Below are 15,338 nucleotides of genomic sequence, written 5' to 3'. Positions count from 1 at the left end.
TCCGCGTTTTCCCTCTATCGTTGGGCCCATGGCAGTGACGACGAAAACTTCGGCTCGACGTGGACCATACGCCAAGGGGGTTGCTCGCAGAGCCGAGATCCTTGACGTCGCGCTGCGGCTCTACGGCGCAAGTTCCGGTGAACGACCCACCCTGGCTGCCATTGCCGCTGAGGTCGGTCTCACCGAGGCTGGCGTGTTGCATTATTTCGGGACGATGGACGAGCTCTTCGTCGCCATCCTGGAGGCTCGCGACGCTCACGCCGTCGACGGCGGCGCGCTCACCGACCCCGATCATGTCTGGGCATACATGGCTGGGACAACCCGCACCCCGGGGCTGACGAAACTCTTCGTCGACATGAGTGTGGCGGCCGCCGACCCCAATCATCCTGCACATGCTTTCATGGAAAGGCACCGCCAACGAGTCCACGAGGTTGTCAGGATGGCACTGAGGATCGATGACGAGCAGGCCGTGCGGCTGGCGGTGGCGGCGGCCGAGGGCTTGCAGATGAGGTGGATCCAGAACAAGGACACCGACATCGCCGGGGATCTCGAGGCCTTGGCCCGGGTGCTCACCGGCGGATCACTGGTGCTCACTGAGGAAGGTCTGCCCGAGACTGGTGACGGCCTGGAATCCCAATGAGTCTCGCGCCTGGGCGTCGAAGGCATGGTTGAGCATTGGCAATTGCACGTGCGTGATGTCCGCCCCGGCCTGGCGAGCGCGAGCAACGAAGTCTCGCACACTCGATGGCGGAACGAAGGTGTCGTGATTACCCTGGATCACCATCGTCGGAGGAGCCTTGGCTGTGATCCAGGTGGAACTGTTTACGGCGCGGTAGCGATCAGGGAATTGTTGTGGGGTGCCACCGGTGTACTTCGTCGCGGCATTTCCCGCTCCCAGGGTGGTGACTGACTGGACGGCTGCGACATCCACCGTCGGATACAGGGCGAGAACTGATTTCGGGGCTCGCACCGGTCCGCAGGAACTCGTCAGCTTCCCACTCGCGGCGCCGTAGGCCAGGTTGATGGCCATCCCACCGCCAGCGGAATCTCCCATGATCGACACTCGGGACGGGTCGCCACCGAGCTCCTTGGCGTGAGACAGGCTCCAGGCCCAGGCACACGCCACCTGCTTCGGTGCGATGTCCCAGGTGGGGTGACCTTTGGATGCCAGGGTGTACGAGGGACGGATGACCAACCAGCCATGGTCGGAAAACCACCTCAGGGTGGCAGGCATGGTGGCATTGGTGTTCCATCCTCCGCCGTGAATGTCGACCAGAACCGGGGCATCGTGGTTTCGCGGACGATAGATCTGGGCCGTCTCGTCGGGTCCAGATCCATACCGGACCGTCTCGTCAGGATGATCTGCCATCGATGACACCGCAGCGGCTGAGAAGACGTTGATCCATCCACCGGCCCGATCGGTCACCCACGTCGTCGACGCTGTGACGGATGTCGGAATGATGAGGGCCATCACCGAGATGACGACCGCCGTCATTCGTAGGCCACCTCGTCCCAGAAGGGCGAGGATGAGGGCAATGGCGGCAATGACCAATGCCGGTACGGCCAACGAACCCGCCAGAACGGAGGAGACGAAGGTCAGGGCATGGTGGGACGGCAGGATCGCAGCCACTGACCACGCCAGCACCGGAACGGCCAGTACCAGACCCACGAGACCAGAAGCGGTGCGTAGCCAGGAATGACGAGAGCCTTTCGTGTCTGCCACGCGTCCACCGTACTCAAGGGCTGTGGTCGGTGGGATCATGGTGCAGGAGGGATCGGTGACTATTCGGATCAGACAGACGGACGCCGGCGACGGGCAGGCCATTGCGGCGTGCGTGAGGACATGTTGGGAGGAGTCCTTCCTCAACTGTTTGCCATGGTGTCTGGACTGGTTCGACAATTCGACCGTTGCGAACCGGGCCTCTGTGAGGCCCCGGACCGGTAGGATCAGGTCATGGATACGTCAGTCAATGTTGACATGCCGTCAAGACCGGCGCACGACCCGGCCACCGCTCCCGGTCGTTTCGTCGTCAGGGACGCTCATCGCGAGGACCTTCCTGAGGCTGCGGCTGTTCAGGCAGTGTGCTTCCGGGAAATCGGTCAGGGGGTGATCCCCAACGACATCCTCACCGAGGTCACTGGCCCCGGCATCGTCCACACCACCATCGAGCAGTGGAAGCAGTTCATGGACGACGGTGCGGTTTTCAAGATCCTCGTCGATCGCCTCGACATGATGACCGTCGGAGTGGCAATGGCACGCATCTCCACCAGCCCGGATGCTCCCACGCCGTGGGAGGTTGCGACCCTCCACGTCCTTCCCGAAGCTCGTAACTGCGGGGCCTCGGACGATCTCCTCAACGCCTGCATCGGACACCGCTCGGCTTATGTGTGGGTCTTTGCTGACAACGCCCGCGCGATCAAGTTCTATGAGCGCCACGGGTTCCACGTCGACGACACTGATGGTGCCGTCGACGACTCCCTCGGCGGGGTGGAACTCCAGCGGCTCATTCGCGAGGATGCGATCGAAGCCAAATGACGATCACACCTGGATGAACAGCATCGCCAGGATAGCGTTGCATATCGTGGCGATGGTCATGGGCACTGCGGTGCGCTTCACGAGCTCCGCCGGGCTCACCTTGATCGCGCCTGCCACGATGAGGACGGCAGCACACACCGGTGAGGCCTGACGCATGAGGTTCGAGGTGCCCCAGATCGCCGTCAGGGTGCGCACCGGGAGAACCCCGCTGCTGGCGGGCAGGTGACCGACGACCTCTGCGAAGGAGAAGTACGGGGCGGTACCGGAACCGGTGAGCACCGACAGCAACGCGGTGGCGGCGACGAAGCTCAATGACACCACGGCGGCGGCCCCGTGGGAGGACCGTGCAGCGTCGGTCAGGGCGGTGATGATGCCCAGCTGCTGGATGCCTTCCACCAGGACGCTGGCCGCGATGACGAGGGCGACGACGCCGCCAGCAGCGTCACCCATGCCGGTGAAGAAGCTCTTGAAGCCGTCGAAGACGCTGGTGACGGAGCGGGTGCGGATCATTTCGCAGATGAGTGCGAACAGGGAGCAGACGACGGTTGTCGGGACGATGCCGAACTCGAAACCAATGGCCCCGGACTGGTTGAGGATTGCCGTCACGATGATGACGAGCAGGGGAAGGATCGGCAGCAGGGCATAGGCGGCGGGCACCGTCGAGGCACGTTCCATGGCCTCAGCAGTGGCGCGATCAGCCTGATCGTCAGCAGTCACGTGGGGATCATGACCGCGACCGGCCCTGACGTCACGGCGATCCATGTACCACTGCCACCACATGTGGACGAGGCTTGTGAGGATGAGGGTCGGGACGGTGGCCTTAGCGACGTGGCCAAAGACGAAGGACGACGGCGTCATGTCGGTGAGTTTGGCACCCTGGATGATTCCTGCCTCCAGCGGAGTCGGCATGATCGTCGAGGATGTCACGATGACCGCTCCCACCGTCAGGGGGCTCAGACCAGCCGCGATGAGTGCGGGTAGGAGGGTGGCAATGAGCAGCAGGGACAGGCCAGCGGCTGAAGGTACCACCAGGGACAGGACGGAGCCGAGCACGAAGGTGATGGGAACCAGCCAGTAGGAGCCGTGGAACCTCTTGAGGGGCGCCGACAGCATGACGACGGAGCGAGCGTCTGCACCGATGTGACGCATGTACGCCACGAAGCCGAAGAGCACCATGATGGACAGACCGATACCGGAGAACCGTCCGGCGATGATGTGTTCGATGATGAGCAGCTCGTCGTAGAGCGCGGTGCCCGAGCTCTTGATCTCGACTGTGCTGGCACTGACCTTGCCCATGAGCCCGGCGATGAGCAGCAAGATGGTGCCGACGACGAAGATGGCAGAGGCCGCATGAGCCTTGGCGATGATGAGCCATGCCACGGTGATGATTGCGACGATGGCAATGATGATCCCGGCCACAGAACGCCTCCTTGATGTGTGGGGGGTGTGGCCAAAGGGTATCGGTATTCACAGGATTCACAGGAATGAATCCTGACAAGGGGATCAGTCAGGGAGACGACGCGGTGTGATGGGCTCCTCATGGAAGGCTTCCGGACCTTCCTTGCCGGGGACCTGTTCAGTGACCCAGCCATACACGTCGGGACGGTCGCAGACGAACTCGCTGACCTCGGTACCTCGATAGACGATCCCAACACCGTTCTCGCTCGAGTAGGCCTTCGGGAAGAGGCCTTCTCCGACCATTCGGCACAGCAACTCGCGGCGCTGTGGGTTGACTCCGTAGTGGACGCCATTGCCCCAGGGCAGGAATCCCAACCCGTTGATACAGGGTCGAAGATCCGGCCCGAAGGAGTCGGTGGCTCCGCCAGCGTGCCAGCACATTGACCCGGCACTGACTCCACCCAGGACCTTGCCTGACAACCAGAGGCGGCGGAAGATCTCGTCAAGTCCATGGGCTCGCCAGACTGCCAGCAGGTTGACGACTGACCCGCCGTCAACCCAGATGAGGTCCTGATCGAAGAGATACCCCTCGACGTCATCGACGTTGGGCATCATGAAAAGGGTGAGCGGGTTGAGTCGCCAACCGCGCAGGCGGGCAGCCTCCTGACGCTGTGCCAGCCGGGCCTCCTGGTCGCCGCAGGCTGTTGCCAAGTACCCAATCTTGGGTGTGCCGGTGGCACCGGACAGTTCGACGGCGTGGGCAGCCAGCGGGCCGAACTCGACGTTGCAGCGTCGTCCTGGGTGGTAGACCCCGGACACGCCAATGATCGTGGGTTCCTCAGGCATGGGAGAAAAGTTTCGTGGTGTCGTCCTGGATGTGCAGGGCCACCTGCTTCAGCTTATCCTCGTGAGCCCTGGCGTGGTGGGCACAGAAGAGGAGCTCGCCACCATTGCGCAGCGTGATGCGCACATAGGCCTGTGCGCCGCAACGATCACAACGGTCCGCAGTGGTGAGGGCGTGATGCTCGATCATCGTGGTGCTCATGACAACCTCCTCCGGTTCAAGTGTTCGGTCACCGTATGAACAACGTACGTCATCGTGGGAATGTTCCCAGGAGTATCGCGGAATGAACGCCGCTGGGGACGAACATTCTTGTCGAAACCCTGTCCGAGCGTGCCGATAGGCTGTCTGCGTGACCATGGACAAGACCTCGACTCCATCATCCGTCGTCGCTGACGCCTCAGCCAGTGCCGGAAACACAGTGCGCACGGCGTCGACGAGCCGTGAGTACGGCGCGAAGAACCTCTTGGTGCTTGAAGGTCTTGAAGCCGTCCGAAAGCGTCCCGCCATGTACATCGGGTCGACCGACACCCGCGGCCTCATGCACTGTCTGTGGGAGATCTTCGACAACGGTGTCGACGAGGCGCTGGCCGGGTTCGGGCGTCGTATCACCGTCACCCTGGAGAAGGGTGGGTCGATCCTCGTCACCGACGAGGGACGTGGTATTCCGGTCGACGTCGAGCCGAGGACCGGGCTGAGCGGCGTCGAGGTGGTCTACACCAAGCTCCATGCCGGCGGAAAGTTCGGTGGCGGGGCCTACAACGTCTCAGGCGGTCTGCACGGCGTGGGCGCATCGGTCGTCAATGCCGTCTCCTCCCGTCTGGACGTCGAGGTGGACCGCAAGTCCACGGTGTGGGGGATGAGCTTCCGACGCGGTGTCCCTGGTTCCTTCGACGGGGAAGGCCCCGATGCCCCCTTCACCCCCGAGTCCGGGGTGCGCAAGATCGGCAAGGCCAAGCGCGGAGCCACCGGTACCCGGGTGCGCTACTGGCCGGACCGGCAGATCTTCCTGCCTGATGCCAAGCTGTCGTGGTCTAAGCTTGCTGATCGTGCTCGTCAAACGGCCTTCCTCGTTCCGGGGCTGGAGATCGTCATCACCGACGAGCGTGGGATCCAGACTGATCCGGAGACCGGCGACGTCCTCGAGACCGTCTCCGAGACGATGCGCTTCGACGGCGGTATCTCCGAGTTCGCCGAGTACCTCGCCAATGATCAGCCGGTCAATGACGTCATGAGGTTGCAGGGTGGAGCCTCCTTCACCGAGACCGTTCCGATGCTCGACGAGAACGGTGGCATGACGCCGACCGACGTCGACCGCGACCTCGAGGTGGACATCGCCCTGCGCTGGGGCACCGGGTACGACACCACGGTGCGTTCCTTCGTCAACATCATCGCCACTCCCAAGGGAGGCACCCACGTCCAGGGGTTCGAGCAGGGCCTGCTGCGAGCCTTCAACGCGGGCTTGGAGGGGACGCGGATCCTCAAGTCGTCCGAGGAGATCGTCAAGGACGATGTCCTGGAGGGCCTGACGGCCGTGGTGACGGTGAGTCTCGCCGAACCTCAGTTCGAGGGTCAGACCAAGGAGGTGCTGGGCACCCCGCCGGTGCGTCGTCTGGTGGCTCGCATCGTCGAGGAGAGGATGGCGGCCTTCCTGACCTCGGCCAAGGCTGCCGACAAGCCGGTGGCACGCACCCTCATGGAGAAGGTCGTCAATGCCTCCCGGACGCGTGTCGCGGCCCGCGCTCACAAGGAGAACCAGCGCCGCAAGAATGCCCTGGAGTCCTCGCACCTTCCTCCCAAGCTCAAGGACTGCCGCTCCTCGGATCCCGATGTGACCGAGCTGTTCATCGTCGAGGGTGACTCCGCCCTGGGAACGGCCAATGTGGCCCGCAACTCCGAGCACCAGGCCCTGCTGCCGATCCGAGGCAAGATCCTCAACGTCCAGAAGGCCGACCTCGGCGCCATGCTCAAGAATCTCGAGTGCGCGTCGATCCTCCAGGTTGTCGGGGCCGGGTCGGGAAAGACGTTCTACCTCGACCAGGCTCGCTACGGCAAGGTCATCTTCATGGCTGACGCCGACTCCGACGGCGCCCACATCCGCTGCTTGCTGGCAACCCTCTTCTTCCGCTACATGCGCCCGATGGTGGAAGCGGGCCGGGTGTTCTCGGCCGTGCCTCCGCTGCATCGCTTCGAGCTCATCAATCCCAAGCGCGGGATGGACAAATACCTCTACACCTACACTGACGCCGAGTACCAGCGCACCGCCGCCCAGTTGACCAAGAAGGGGGTGCGGTTCAAGGAACCGCAGCGGTACAAGGGTCTGGGTGAGATGGACGCCTCCCAGCTCAAGGAGACGACGATGGACCCGCGACATCGCACCTTGCGTCGCATCACCGTCGACGACGCCGCCGAGGCCGAGAGCACCTTCGAGATCCTCATGGGCAACGACGTGGCCCCGCGCAAGCAGTTCATCGTCGAGGGGGCCTGCCGTCTCGACGCCGAACAGATCGACGCCTGAGAGGGCTTGCTCACGGCTCGTTAATGCTGCCTCGCGGTGACGCTGTGAGGTGCACTCGGTGTGCTGCCTAGGTGACTGGCCTTAAGCGATGCGACGGCATGCACAGTTGTTCCCACGACAATTCGTGTATGAGAAGTTACGGTAGATCGTAGTAGTGAAAAAATGTATTCGCTATCGTCGCTGAGGTGCCAGGGCAAGAATGTCGCGGCCCTGGGCGGATAGGAGCAGGCCATGCTGGATCACATACGACAGCCCGGTGGCGGATACAACGCCAAGATTGATGGAGAATCCGCTGTGGGGAGGCTGCAGCAATGATCTGGTTCCACCTTGCTGTGGCCATCATCTTCATCATCATCGGCTCGCGCCTCGGTGGAGTTGGTGTCGGGCTCGCGGGAGGCGCGGGATGTATTGTCCTCGCGGCCACTGGTCTCCACACGAAAGTGGCTGAGGACATTCCCTGGACGGTCATCGGAATCATCATGACCGTCATCTGCGCCATCGCAGCCCTCCAACTTGCAGGTGGCATGGACTACTTGGTGCACCTGACTGAGGTCATGCTGCGCAAGCACCCGAACCACATCAATTATCTTGCGCCGTTATCAACGTTCCTCCTCTCCTTGCTGTGTGGCACTGGACATACCGCGTATTCTGTGTTGCCAGTCATCGTCGAAGTGGCGAAGGAGCACAAGATCAGACCGTCGAGACCGTTGTCCATAGCCGTTGTTGCGTCCCAGGTTGCGGTTGCATCCTCACCGATTTCGGCAGCGACATTGGCGTTGGTCGGAGTTCTGGAGCCGCTGGGGGTGGGATATCTCAAGATTCTTGCGGTGACGATTCCTACCACCTTTATCGGGTGCGCTGTTGGTGCGGTTGTGGCATCGCACCAGGGCAAGGATCTCAAGGATGACCCGGTCTACCAGGAACGCGAGGCCAAGGGCTTGGTGAGCCACAATGCGGCTGTCGGCGACACCGCCTGGAAGCCAAAGTGGTCGGCCGTACCCAGCCTTGTCGCCTTCCTGATTGCCCTTGTCGTGGTGGTCGGTTACGCCACCATTTCGTCAGAGGAAGTCGGTGTGCTGTCCAAGCCTCCCATGACGTCGTCGGCGGCGATCATGCTCATCATGTTGACGACAGCGATGATCATCTGCATGATCTCGCATGAGGACGTCAAACAGCTCACTACCCAAGCGACATTTCGGGCCGGAATGTCAGCAGCGATCTGCATTCTGGGGCTGGCATGGCTTGGCAACATGTTTGTCAATAACTACATGGACGTCCTGACCCATGCTGGCGCCTCGATCCTGCACTCCGCCCCGTGGTTCCTGTCGGTGATCCTGTATCTGGCTGCGCCACTGATGTTCTCTCACGCTGCGACCACCGTTGCCTTCATGCCGGTGGTGGCCAAGATTGGTGTGTCGCCCGCGGTGATGCTGGCTTGTTACCCGGCAGTGGCCAATTACTATCTGCTGCCGAACTACCCTACGACGGTTGCCGCTATGGAGATGGACGACACCGGCTCGACGCGAGTTGGACGCATCGTCTTCAATCATCCCTTCGTCATTCCGGGTACCGTCTCGATCGTCGTGACGATCCTGTTGGGAGCTTTTTGGGTTCCCGTCGTGCTGGGTTGATGCTGCGATGAGCAGTGACCACAAGTGGCTGGGCACCGCTAAACTTCACAACCATGAGCCACGTCGACGTGCCGGCGGACCAACGCAAACGCGTCTTCGCCTGGGCCATGTGGGATCCGGGCACTCAGCCTTTCGCGTCAGTCATCACCACCTTCGTCTTTGCCGTTTACCTTGTCGGTGACGCCTTCGGGCCGAAGGACACCACTGTCACGGCCCTGTCATGGACGATGAGTCTGGCCGGTCTGGCGATCGCCTTGCTGGCGCCGATCGTCGGCCAGTGGGCAGGTAGACGAGGACGCCAGGTGACTGCCCTGAAATGGCTCACATGGACCCTGGCCGTGATGTCCGGGCTGCTGTTCTTCGTCAAGCCCCATCCGTCCTATCTTGTCCTGGGGCTGGTGTTGTTGGGAGTCGGCACGGTCATCTCCGACGTCGGCAGCTCGCTGTACAACGGCATGCTCGACGACGTCGCGGAGCCCGGCAAGATCGGTCGCATCTCCGGTCTGGGATGGGGCATGGGTTACCTGGGCGGCATCATCGCGCTGCTCGTCATCTACATCGCCTGGATCAAGCCGAAGGTCGGCTGGTTCGGGGTCACGAGCCACGAAGGTATGAACATCCGTGTGGCGATGCTGTTCTGCGCCATCTGGATCCTGGCGCTGACCCTGCCCACCTTCCTCATCCTGCGTGACAACCCACGCCCGGTGGACCAGTCCGAGCCCCAGTTACGAGGATTCCGCGCGCTGGGACATGCCTACGCCGAACTGTGGCGCAGCGTGGTGAGAATCTGGCACATCAGCCGCAACACCATCATCTTCCTCATCGCCTCGGCGCTGTTCCGTGACGGCCTCAACGGCGTCTTCCAGTTCGGTGGCCCGTTGGCCCGTCAGACCTTTGGATTCAGTGCTGCCGATGTCCTCATCTTCGGCATCGTGGCCAATCTGGTCGCCGGTATCTCGACCATCCTGCTGGGACGCCTGGACGACCGAATCGGCCCCAAACACCTCATCATCGTCTCTTTGGTCGTGCTGTCTGCCTGCGGCATCGGTGTCTTCATCGGCCACAACGGTTCGGCCATGGTGTTCTGGGTGCTCGGCCTCATCATGTGCGGCTTCGTCGGCCCGGCCCAGTCGGCCTCGCGAAGTCTCCTCGCCCGGATCTGTCCGCCGGGATGCCAAGGCGAGGTCTTCGGCCTCTACGCCACGACGGGTAAGGCGGTGTCCTTCCTGGCGCCAGCCCTCTTCGGTCTCCTCATCACGATGGGACACGCCGTCACAGATGGCGACAACAACCAGTACTGGGGAATCATCGGTATCGTCCTGGTGCTCGTGGTCGGTCTGGTGGCGATGATCCCGGTCAGCACCGCCGAGACCCAGAACAAGTGATTGGTTCAGGCATCCCGGCTCACCTGAACCAGGACACCTGGACAGGCAACTGTTCGCGGACGAGTGGGATCAGCAGACCCGCTCGACCTGTCCGGTCGTGACGTCATAGACCATGCCGCACACGTCGGCGGCTACCAGTGGGTCCCGGCGTAGGGTCGCGACATCGTGACGCAGGCCAGCCATCTGATCGGGGGTTGACCCGATACGCATGCCGGACAGGTCAGTGCCGTCGGTCTGTCGCACCTTCTCAATGACCGAGGTGTCGTCCCCGCTGGCCATCGCGCACTTGGTGTGGGCCAGCATAACGATTCGATCAATCCCGAGGACGTGAGAGCCCACGATGAGCCCGATGTGAGCATCGGGGGTCAACCGGCCACCAGGAGTACGCAGCACCTTCGCGTCCCCGACCTTGAGATCAAAGATCGCCGGAGGATCCAGCCTGGAATCCATGCAACAGACGATCCCGACCCCTCGAGCTGCCTGCCCCGGCATGTCTGCCAGGTCGAAGGACTCGGCATAGCGGGCATTGCCATCCATCAGGTCGTCGAACATGGTCGCAGCCTCCTAATCAGCTGAAGAGGTCCGGTTCTGATTTGTCGTCGTGCTCAGTCCTGGTACGGCGACGACGGCGGTGCGGCTTGGACTCCTCCGAGTCCTTCGCGAGGGTCGACTCCGGGGCGGGGATGAGAGCTCCGCCCGCGTCGGGAGTCGCCCCGCTCCTGACATCGGTGGGTTGGAGATCGTCGTCCGAGGTGTCCGGATCGAGCCGTTCGGCGGGATTGGCCACGTCGTCACCGCCATGATTACGGGTGCCGACGGCCAGGATGGGCTGGCGTCCCTGATCCCCGGAGCCGTCACGACGCAGGCTCGGCTCCGGCAGCTCGACAGGAACACCGGATGCCGCACATGCCACGGCAGGGTCAGGGCCGATCCAGGCGAGCACTAGGGCCGTCTCACCCTTGAGGAAGCGCTGACACCTCATGCCGCCGGTCGCACGGCCCTTGGGTGGAAACTGGTCGAAGGGGGTCACCTTGACCGAACCGGGCTCCTTGCCGGCGGCAGCGGGGGAGGAGGCCGCAATCGTCACGACCGACGAACCATGGCTGGGAGCCGCGCCGAAGAAGACGACTGGGTCCTTGGCCTTGATACCGGTCACACCACCACCGGAACGTCCTTGCGGGCGCACCGCCGTGGCAGGGAAGTGAAGCAGGGAGGCTCCCTCGGTGACGAAGCACAGCTCGAGGTTCTCGTCGTCCAGCTCGACGGCTCCGACGACCTCATCGCCGTCCTTGAGGCTGATGACCTCCCAGAAATCCTTGCCGAGCAGTTCCGGATTGACGCGTTTGACGATGCCGTTTCGAGTTCCCAGGGCCAGGGAGGGGCCTTCCCCGGACAAACTCGTCACCGCCAGGGCCTTCTCGTCCTTCTCCAGCCCCACGAGGTCCGCCAGTGGGGTGCCACCGGCCACCGACGGTGCGGTGGCAGTCATGGGCAGACTGGCCAGCTCGATGGCATGTGCCCTGATGAGACGACCCGTACTGGTGATGATGCCGAAATCACCACGGGCCGTGGTGCGGGCACGGGAGATGATGACGTCGTGGCTGGCTCTGTCCCCGCCACTGGGCAGGTCATCCTCGGTGTCGATACGGGCCAGCAGACCAGTGGCCGACAGCAGCACCCAGCAGGGATCGTCGGGGACCTCCAGCGGGGCGGAGGCTGCAGCGACGGCGGGAGCCGCTCCCAGCAGCACGGTGCGACGAGGCGTGCCGTACTTGGTGGACACCTCGGCCAGGTCCTCCGAGACGACTCGACGCAGTTCGGATTCGTCATTGACGATGAGAACAAGCCCCTCGATGCGCTCGCGCAGCTCGTCACGCTCGGACTCCAACTCGATCGTGGAGAACTTGGTGAGTCGACGAAGCTGCATGTCGAGGATGTAGTTGGCCTGCACCTCGTCGAGGTTGAAGGCCTCCATGAGTCGGGTGCGGGCCGTTGCCGCGTCCTCGGAGGACCGGATGATGGCAATGACGTCGTCGATGTCGACGATGGCCAGCAACAGTCCCTCGACGAGGTGCAGCCGGTTCTTGGCCTTGTTGAGCTGGAAGTTGGTGCGCCGCAGCGTGACCTCGAGGCGATGGTCGAGGTAGACCTGCAACATCTCCTTCAGACCGAGGGTTCTCGGCTGTCCCTCGACCAGGCTGACGGCGTTGATCGCGAAGGAGTCCTCGAGCTTGGTGAGCTTGTACAACCGCTCCAGCAGGGCCTCCGGGTTGATGCCGTTCTTGACCTCGATCACCAGACGGGTGCCGTTGGCCAGGTCGGTGAGGTCCTTGACATCGGAGATGCCGGTGATCTTCTTGGACTGCACCAAGGTCTTGATCTGGTCGATGATGCGCTCCGGGCCGACCATGTACGGCAGCTCGGTGACGACGATGCCGCGGCGTCGCGGGGAGACCTTCTCGATGCGGGCGGTGGCGCGGATCTTGAAGGAGCCCTTGCCGGTCCGGTAGGCGTCAGCGATGCCGTCAAGGCCGACGATCCGCCCGCCGGTGGGCAGATCCGGTCCCGGCACGAAGCGCATGATCTCCTCGAGATCGGTGTCCGGGTGATTGAGCATGTGACGCAGGGCGGCGACGACCTCGACGAGGTTGTGTGGCGGAATGTTGGTGGCCATACCCACCGCGATGCCCGACGCCCCGTTGACGAGCAGGTTCGGGAAGGCGGCCGGCAGAACCGACGGCTCGGTCTCCTTGCCGTCGTAGTTGGGCTCGAAGTCGACGGTGTCCTCGTCGAACCCGTCAATCATGGCCAGGGCTGGGGGAGCCATCCGGCACTCGGTGTAACGCATGGCGGCCGGGCCGGCATCCAGGGATCCGAAGTTGCCGTGCCCGTCGACCAGAGGGAGGCGCATGGCCCAGGGCTGGGCGGTGCGGACGAGGGCGTCGTAGATGGCGGCGTCGCCGTGTGGGTGGAGCTGACCCATGACCTGACCGACGACACGGGCCGATTTCACATGGGCGCGATCAGGGCGGACCCCCATGTCACTCATGGTGAAGAGGATGCGACGCTGAACAGGTTTGAGGCCGTCACGGGCGTCGGGCAGGGCACGAGAGTAGATGACGGAGTAGGCGTACTCGAGGAAGCTGTTCTCCATCTCGCGGGAGACATTGACGTCGATGATGTTCTCGGTGAAGTCGTCATCCACCGTCTTCTTGGCCATCGTGATACCTCCCTAGCAGCACACGCTAACGACCTATATTGGTCGATCGGCGCGAAATCCGCATGTCAGGGCCGTCCTGGTGAGTCCTCATGGTTGAGCGCCTTGTCCAGGAGTGGGGCCAACTGGTCGCCGTCAGGGGCGCGTACCAGAGGGGCTGATTCGGGGGTCCACTGCACACGGTGGCGATCCTCCAGCACCGTCGTCGTGCCGTGGGCCAGCACCTGCTGGGTCGTCGAGAGCTCCCGAATGGCGATCGCGCGGGTGTGGCCGGGTTGCAACTCGTCGAACTCGGAGTAGATCCGGATGTCGTGCTGCCCGTCATCGCCGACCAGGACCCACTCGATGTCAGGGAAATCGCGGGCCAATTCGCGCAGGGCCGTCCGCTTGTGGTCGACGCCGGAGCGGAACCAACCGGTGTTCGTCGGCCCCCAGTCAGTCAGCAGCAATGGTCCTTGCGGATAGCCGTGACGGGCCAGGAACCTCACCAGGAAGGGATAGGTGTTCCAGGCGCCGGTGGACACGTAGACCACGGGTGCGTCGGGATGGCGTTCCAACAGCTTCTGGTACATGCGGGCCATACCGGGAATGGATTTGCGGGCCTGCTCGGTGAGCACGAAGGAGTTCCAGGCGGCGATGAGAGATCGCGGCAGGGAGGTTGCGATGACGGTGTCGTCGATGTCGGACACGATGCCGAAACGGGTGTTGCGTGAGACGACGAGGACCTTCGCCTTCGTCGTGTCCCCGGAGGTCGAGAGGGTGACCTCGTGCCATCCCGGTTGCAGCCCATTGTTCTTGACGCGCACGTCCACGTATCCGCCACGGTCTGCCCGGACGGTGATCTTCTCCCCGTTGACGTCGACGACGACCTCGGTACCCGGCGCCGGAAGACCGAGGAAGTTGCGCCATCCTCGCTGGGACAGCAGGTCGATGGACAACATGTTGCGCCGGGTGAGCGGAGAACGGTCAGGATGACGCTCCTCTTCCGGAGTGGCACCAGGGGGACTGGTGAGGACGACTCGGCCCAGCACGCGCACATGGGTGGCCGATCCGTAACTGCGATATCCGATCACGCGCTGCACCCAACCGCGTCGGCGCAGCGTGGTGTTGAGGCGCCTGTGAAGGACATCCTCGACTCGGGCTCCGATGAACGGCCGGTTCGACATGTCTTGGAGATTACTGGATCGGGCTTCGTCGTGGGACGATGGGCCGGTGAGCCAGTCTGTCGATCAAGCCCGAACTCCTCTTCCGGCTGCCCTAGCTGCCGAGATCCAGTCCTGTGGGTTCTTCCCTGAACTGGTCAGCGACGTCGCCGAAACCTCCTTGGCAGGAGAGGAGATCCTCGACCATCTGCTTCACCTCGAGGCAGTATTCGACAATGACGAGGTTCACCGGCACCTCACCGTCATTCTGCGCACTGCGACGCGAATGCTCATCGGTCACACCGACGAGCGGACCGAGGGAGGACAGCTCCAGGCCGTGACCTCGAGTGAGTCGATCCCGCTGTCGGAGGTGAGCTCGGTGGTGCTGACGCGCGTCGTCCAGCATCCCGACAAATTCGGCAAGGACCCCTCAGCAGCGACCGTGGAGACCTGGCTGCAGATGACGTGGGGCGCGGTGTCGCGCATCGAGCTCGAGCCTGCCACTTGCGGTGACCCGATGTGTACCGCCGATCATGGCTACACCGGCACCTTCAGCGGGGATGACATCGTCATCCGGATGAGTCCTGCTGCTGACGGCCCCGACCAGGTCGAGCGGATGATGGGGTTTGCCACTCGAATGCAGGTCGCCACTGGAGCAGCACGATGAGTT

The 15,338-nt window shown here is 63.1% G+C and carries 13 protein-coding genes; 6 read left to right on the top strand and 7 right to left on the bottom strand.

Annotated elements, in window-relative coordinates; genetic code table 11:
• The first annotated feature begins 28 nt into the window (after positions 1-28).
• Positions 29-640, top strand: coding sequence for a TetR/AcrR family transcriptional regulator (locus PALO_RS05895; protein WP_004811526.1), 612 nt, complete (start codon positions 29-31; stop codon positions 638-640).
• On the opposite strand, the gene PALO_RS05890 is transcribed toward PALO_RS05895, so the two are convergent.
• Positions 581-1,762 (bottom strand): alpha/beta hydrolase, encoded by a 1,182-nt coding sequence (locus tag PALO_RS05890; RefSeq protein WP_036902412.1) that lies wholly within the window; start codon positions 1,760-1,762, stop codon positions 581-583. The genes PALO_RS05895 and PALO_RS05890 overlap by 60 nt on opposite strands.
• A 192-nt stretch (positions 1,763-1,954) precedes the next feature.
• On the opposite strand from PALO_RS05890, the gene PALO_RS05885 reads away from it, so the two are divergent.
• Entirely contained in the window at positions 1,955-2,536 is a 582-nt protein-coding gene (locus tag PALO_RS05885; RefSeq protein WP_004811524.1) for a GNAT family N-acetyltransferase, read from the top strand.
• A gap of 3 nt (positions 2,537-2,539) precedes the next feature.
• Here PALO_RS05885 and dcuC read toward each other — a convergent pair whose 3' ends face one another.
• The 3 genes from dcuC to PALO_RS05870 all read right to left on the bottom strand — a co-directional run bounded on the left by dcuC (position 2,540) and on the right by PALO_RS05870 (position 4,979).
• Positions 2,540-3,955 (bottom strand): C4-dicarboxylate transporter DcuC, encoded by a 1,416-nt coding sequence (gene dcuC / locus PALO_RS05880; protein WP_004811521.1) that lies wholly within the window; start codon positions 3,953-3,955, stop codon positions 2,540-2,542.
• An 84-nt stretch (positions 3,956-4,039) separates the two neighbouring features.
• Positions 4,040-4,780, bottom strand: a complete 741-nt coding sequence (locus PALO_RS05875; protein WP_004811516.1) for a Type 1 glutamine amidotransferase-like domain-containing protein — start codon at positions 4,778-4,780, stop codon at positions 4,040-4,042.
• Positions 4,773-4,979, bottom strand: a complete 207-nt coding sequence (locus PALO_RS05870; RefSeq protein WP_004811514.1) for a DUF7455 domain-containing protein — start codon at positions 4,977-4,979, stop codon at positions 4,773-4,775. The genes PALO_RS05875 and PALO_RS05870 overlap by 8 nt, the downstream gene beginning before the upstream one ends.
• 154 nt (positions 4,980-5,133) lie before the next feature.
• Here PALO_RS05870 and PALO_RS05865 point away from each other — a divergent pair, with 154 nt between their 5' ends.
• From PALO_RS05865 to PALO_RS05855, 3 genes are all read left to right on the top strand, one after another.
• Entirely contained in the window at positions 5,134-7,293 is a 2,160-nt protein-coding gene (locus tag PALO_RS05865) for a DNA gyrase/topoisomerase IV subunit B (protein WP_015582801.1), read from the top strand.
• 311 nt (positions 7,294-7,604) lie between these two features.
• Positions 7,605-8,924, top strand: coding sequence for an anaerobic C4-dicarboxylate transporter family protein (locus PALO_RS05860; protein WP_015582800.1), 1,320 nt, complete (start codon positions 7,605-7,607; stop codon positions 8,922-8,924).
• Positions 8,925-8,977: 53 nt separating this feature from the next.
• Entirely contained in the window at positions 8,978-10,309 is a 1,332-nt protein-coding gene (locus PALO_RS05855; RefSeq protein WP_021108541.1) for an MFS transporter, read from the top strand.
• A 69-nt stretch (positions 10,310-10,378) separates the two neighbouring features.
• On the opposite strand, the gene PALO_RS05850 is transcribed toward PALO_RS05855, so the two are convergent.
• From PALO_RS05850 to PALO_RS05840, 3 genes are all read right to left on the bottom strand, one after another.
• Positions 10,379-10,861 (bottom strand): carbonic anhydrase, encoded by a 483-nt coding sequence (locus tag PALO_RS05850; RefSeq protein ID WP_004811507.1) that lies wholly within the window; start codon positions 10,859-10,861, stop codon positions 10,379-10,381.
• 16 nt (positions 10,862-10,877) lie between these two features.
• Positions 10,878-13,529 (bottom strand): DNA gyrase/topoisomerase IV subunit A, encoded by a 2,652-nt coding sequence (locus PALO_RS05845; RefSeq protein WP_015582798.1) that lies wholly within the window; start codon positions 13,527-13,529, stop codon positions 10,878-10,880.
• 65 nt (positions 13,530-13,594) lie between these two features.
• A complete protein-coding gene (locus tag PALO_RS05840) occupies positions 13,595-14,692 on the bottom strand; it encodes an App1 family protein phosphatidate phosphatase (RefSeq protein WP_015582797.1) in 1,098 nt (365 codons plus the stop codon).
• Between PALO_RS05840 and PALO_RS05835 the strand changes: the two genes are divergently transcribed.
• The gene (locus tag PALO_RS05835; RefSeq protein WP_004811500.1) at positions 14,673-15,335 is read left to right on the top strand and encodes a DUF5998 family protein; all 663 of its coding nucleotides are present in this window, start codon (positions 14,673-14,675) and stop codon (positions 15,333-15,335) included. The genes PALO_RS05840 and PALO_RS05835 overlap by 20 nt on opposite strands.
• The last annotated feature ends 3 nt before the right edge of the window (positions 15,336-15,338 follow it).

The organism is Cutibacterium avidum 44067 (assembly GCF_000367205.1).
Classification (GTDB): Bacteria; Actinomycetota; Actinomycetes; order Propionibacteriales; family Propionibacteriaceae; genus Cutibacterium; species Cutibacterium avidum.
This window is presented reverse-complemented; position numbering and strand designations above follow the sequence as displayed.

Excerpts from the sequence above, each read along its gene's own strand:
- PALO_RS05855 (WP_021108541.1), top strand. The coding sequence starts at position 8,978 with ATGAGCCACGTCGACGTGCCGGCGGACCAACGCAAACGCGTCTTCGCC.
- PALO_RS05840 (WP_015582797.1), bottom strand. The coding sequence starts at position 14,692 with ATGTCGAACCGGCCGTTCATCGGAGCCCGAGTCGAGGATGTCCTTCAC.
- PALO_RS05885 (WP_004811524.1), top strand. The coding sequence starts at position 1,955 with ATGGATACGTCAGTCAATGTTGACATGCCGTCAAGACCGGCGCACGAC.
- PALO_RS05870 (WP_004811514.1), bottom strand. The coding sequence starts at position 4,979 with ATGAGCACCACGATGATCGAGCATCACGCCCTCACCACTGCGGACCGT.
- PALO_RS05865 (WP_015582801.1), top strand. The coding sequence starts at position 5,134 with ATGGACAAGACCTCGACTCCATCATCCGTCGTCGCTGACGCCTCAGCC.
- PALO_RS05875 (WP_004811516.1), bottom strand. The coding sequence starts at position 4,780 with ATGCCTGAGGAACCCACGATCATTGGCGTGTCCGGGGTCTACCACCCA.
- PALO_RS05850 (WP_004811507.1), bottom strand. The coding sequence starts at position 10,861 with ATGTTCGACGACCTGATGGATGGCAATGCCCGCTATGCCGAGTCCTTC.
- PALO_RS05890 (WP_036902412.1), bottom strand. The coding sequence starts at position 1,762 with ATGATCCCACCGACCACAGCCCTTGAGTACGGTGGACGCGTGGCAGAC.
- PALO_RS05895 (WP_004811526.1), top strand. The coding sequence starts at position 29 with ATGGCAGTGACGACGAAAACTTCGGCTCGACGTGGACCATACGCCAAG.
- PALO_RS05835 (WP_004811500.1), top strand. The coding sequence starts at position 14,673 with ATGAACGGCCGGTTCGACATGTCTTGGAGATTACTGGATCGGGCTTCG.
- PALO_RS05845 (WP_015582798.1), bottom strand. The coding sequence starts at position 13,529 with ATGGCCAAGAAGACGGTGGATGACGACTTCACCGAGAACATCATCGAC.
- PALO_RS05860 (WP_015582800.1), top strand. The coding sequence starts at position 7,605 with ATGATCTGGTTCCACCTTGCTGTGGCCATCATCTTCATCATCATCGGC.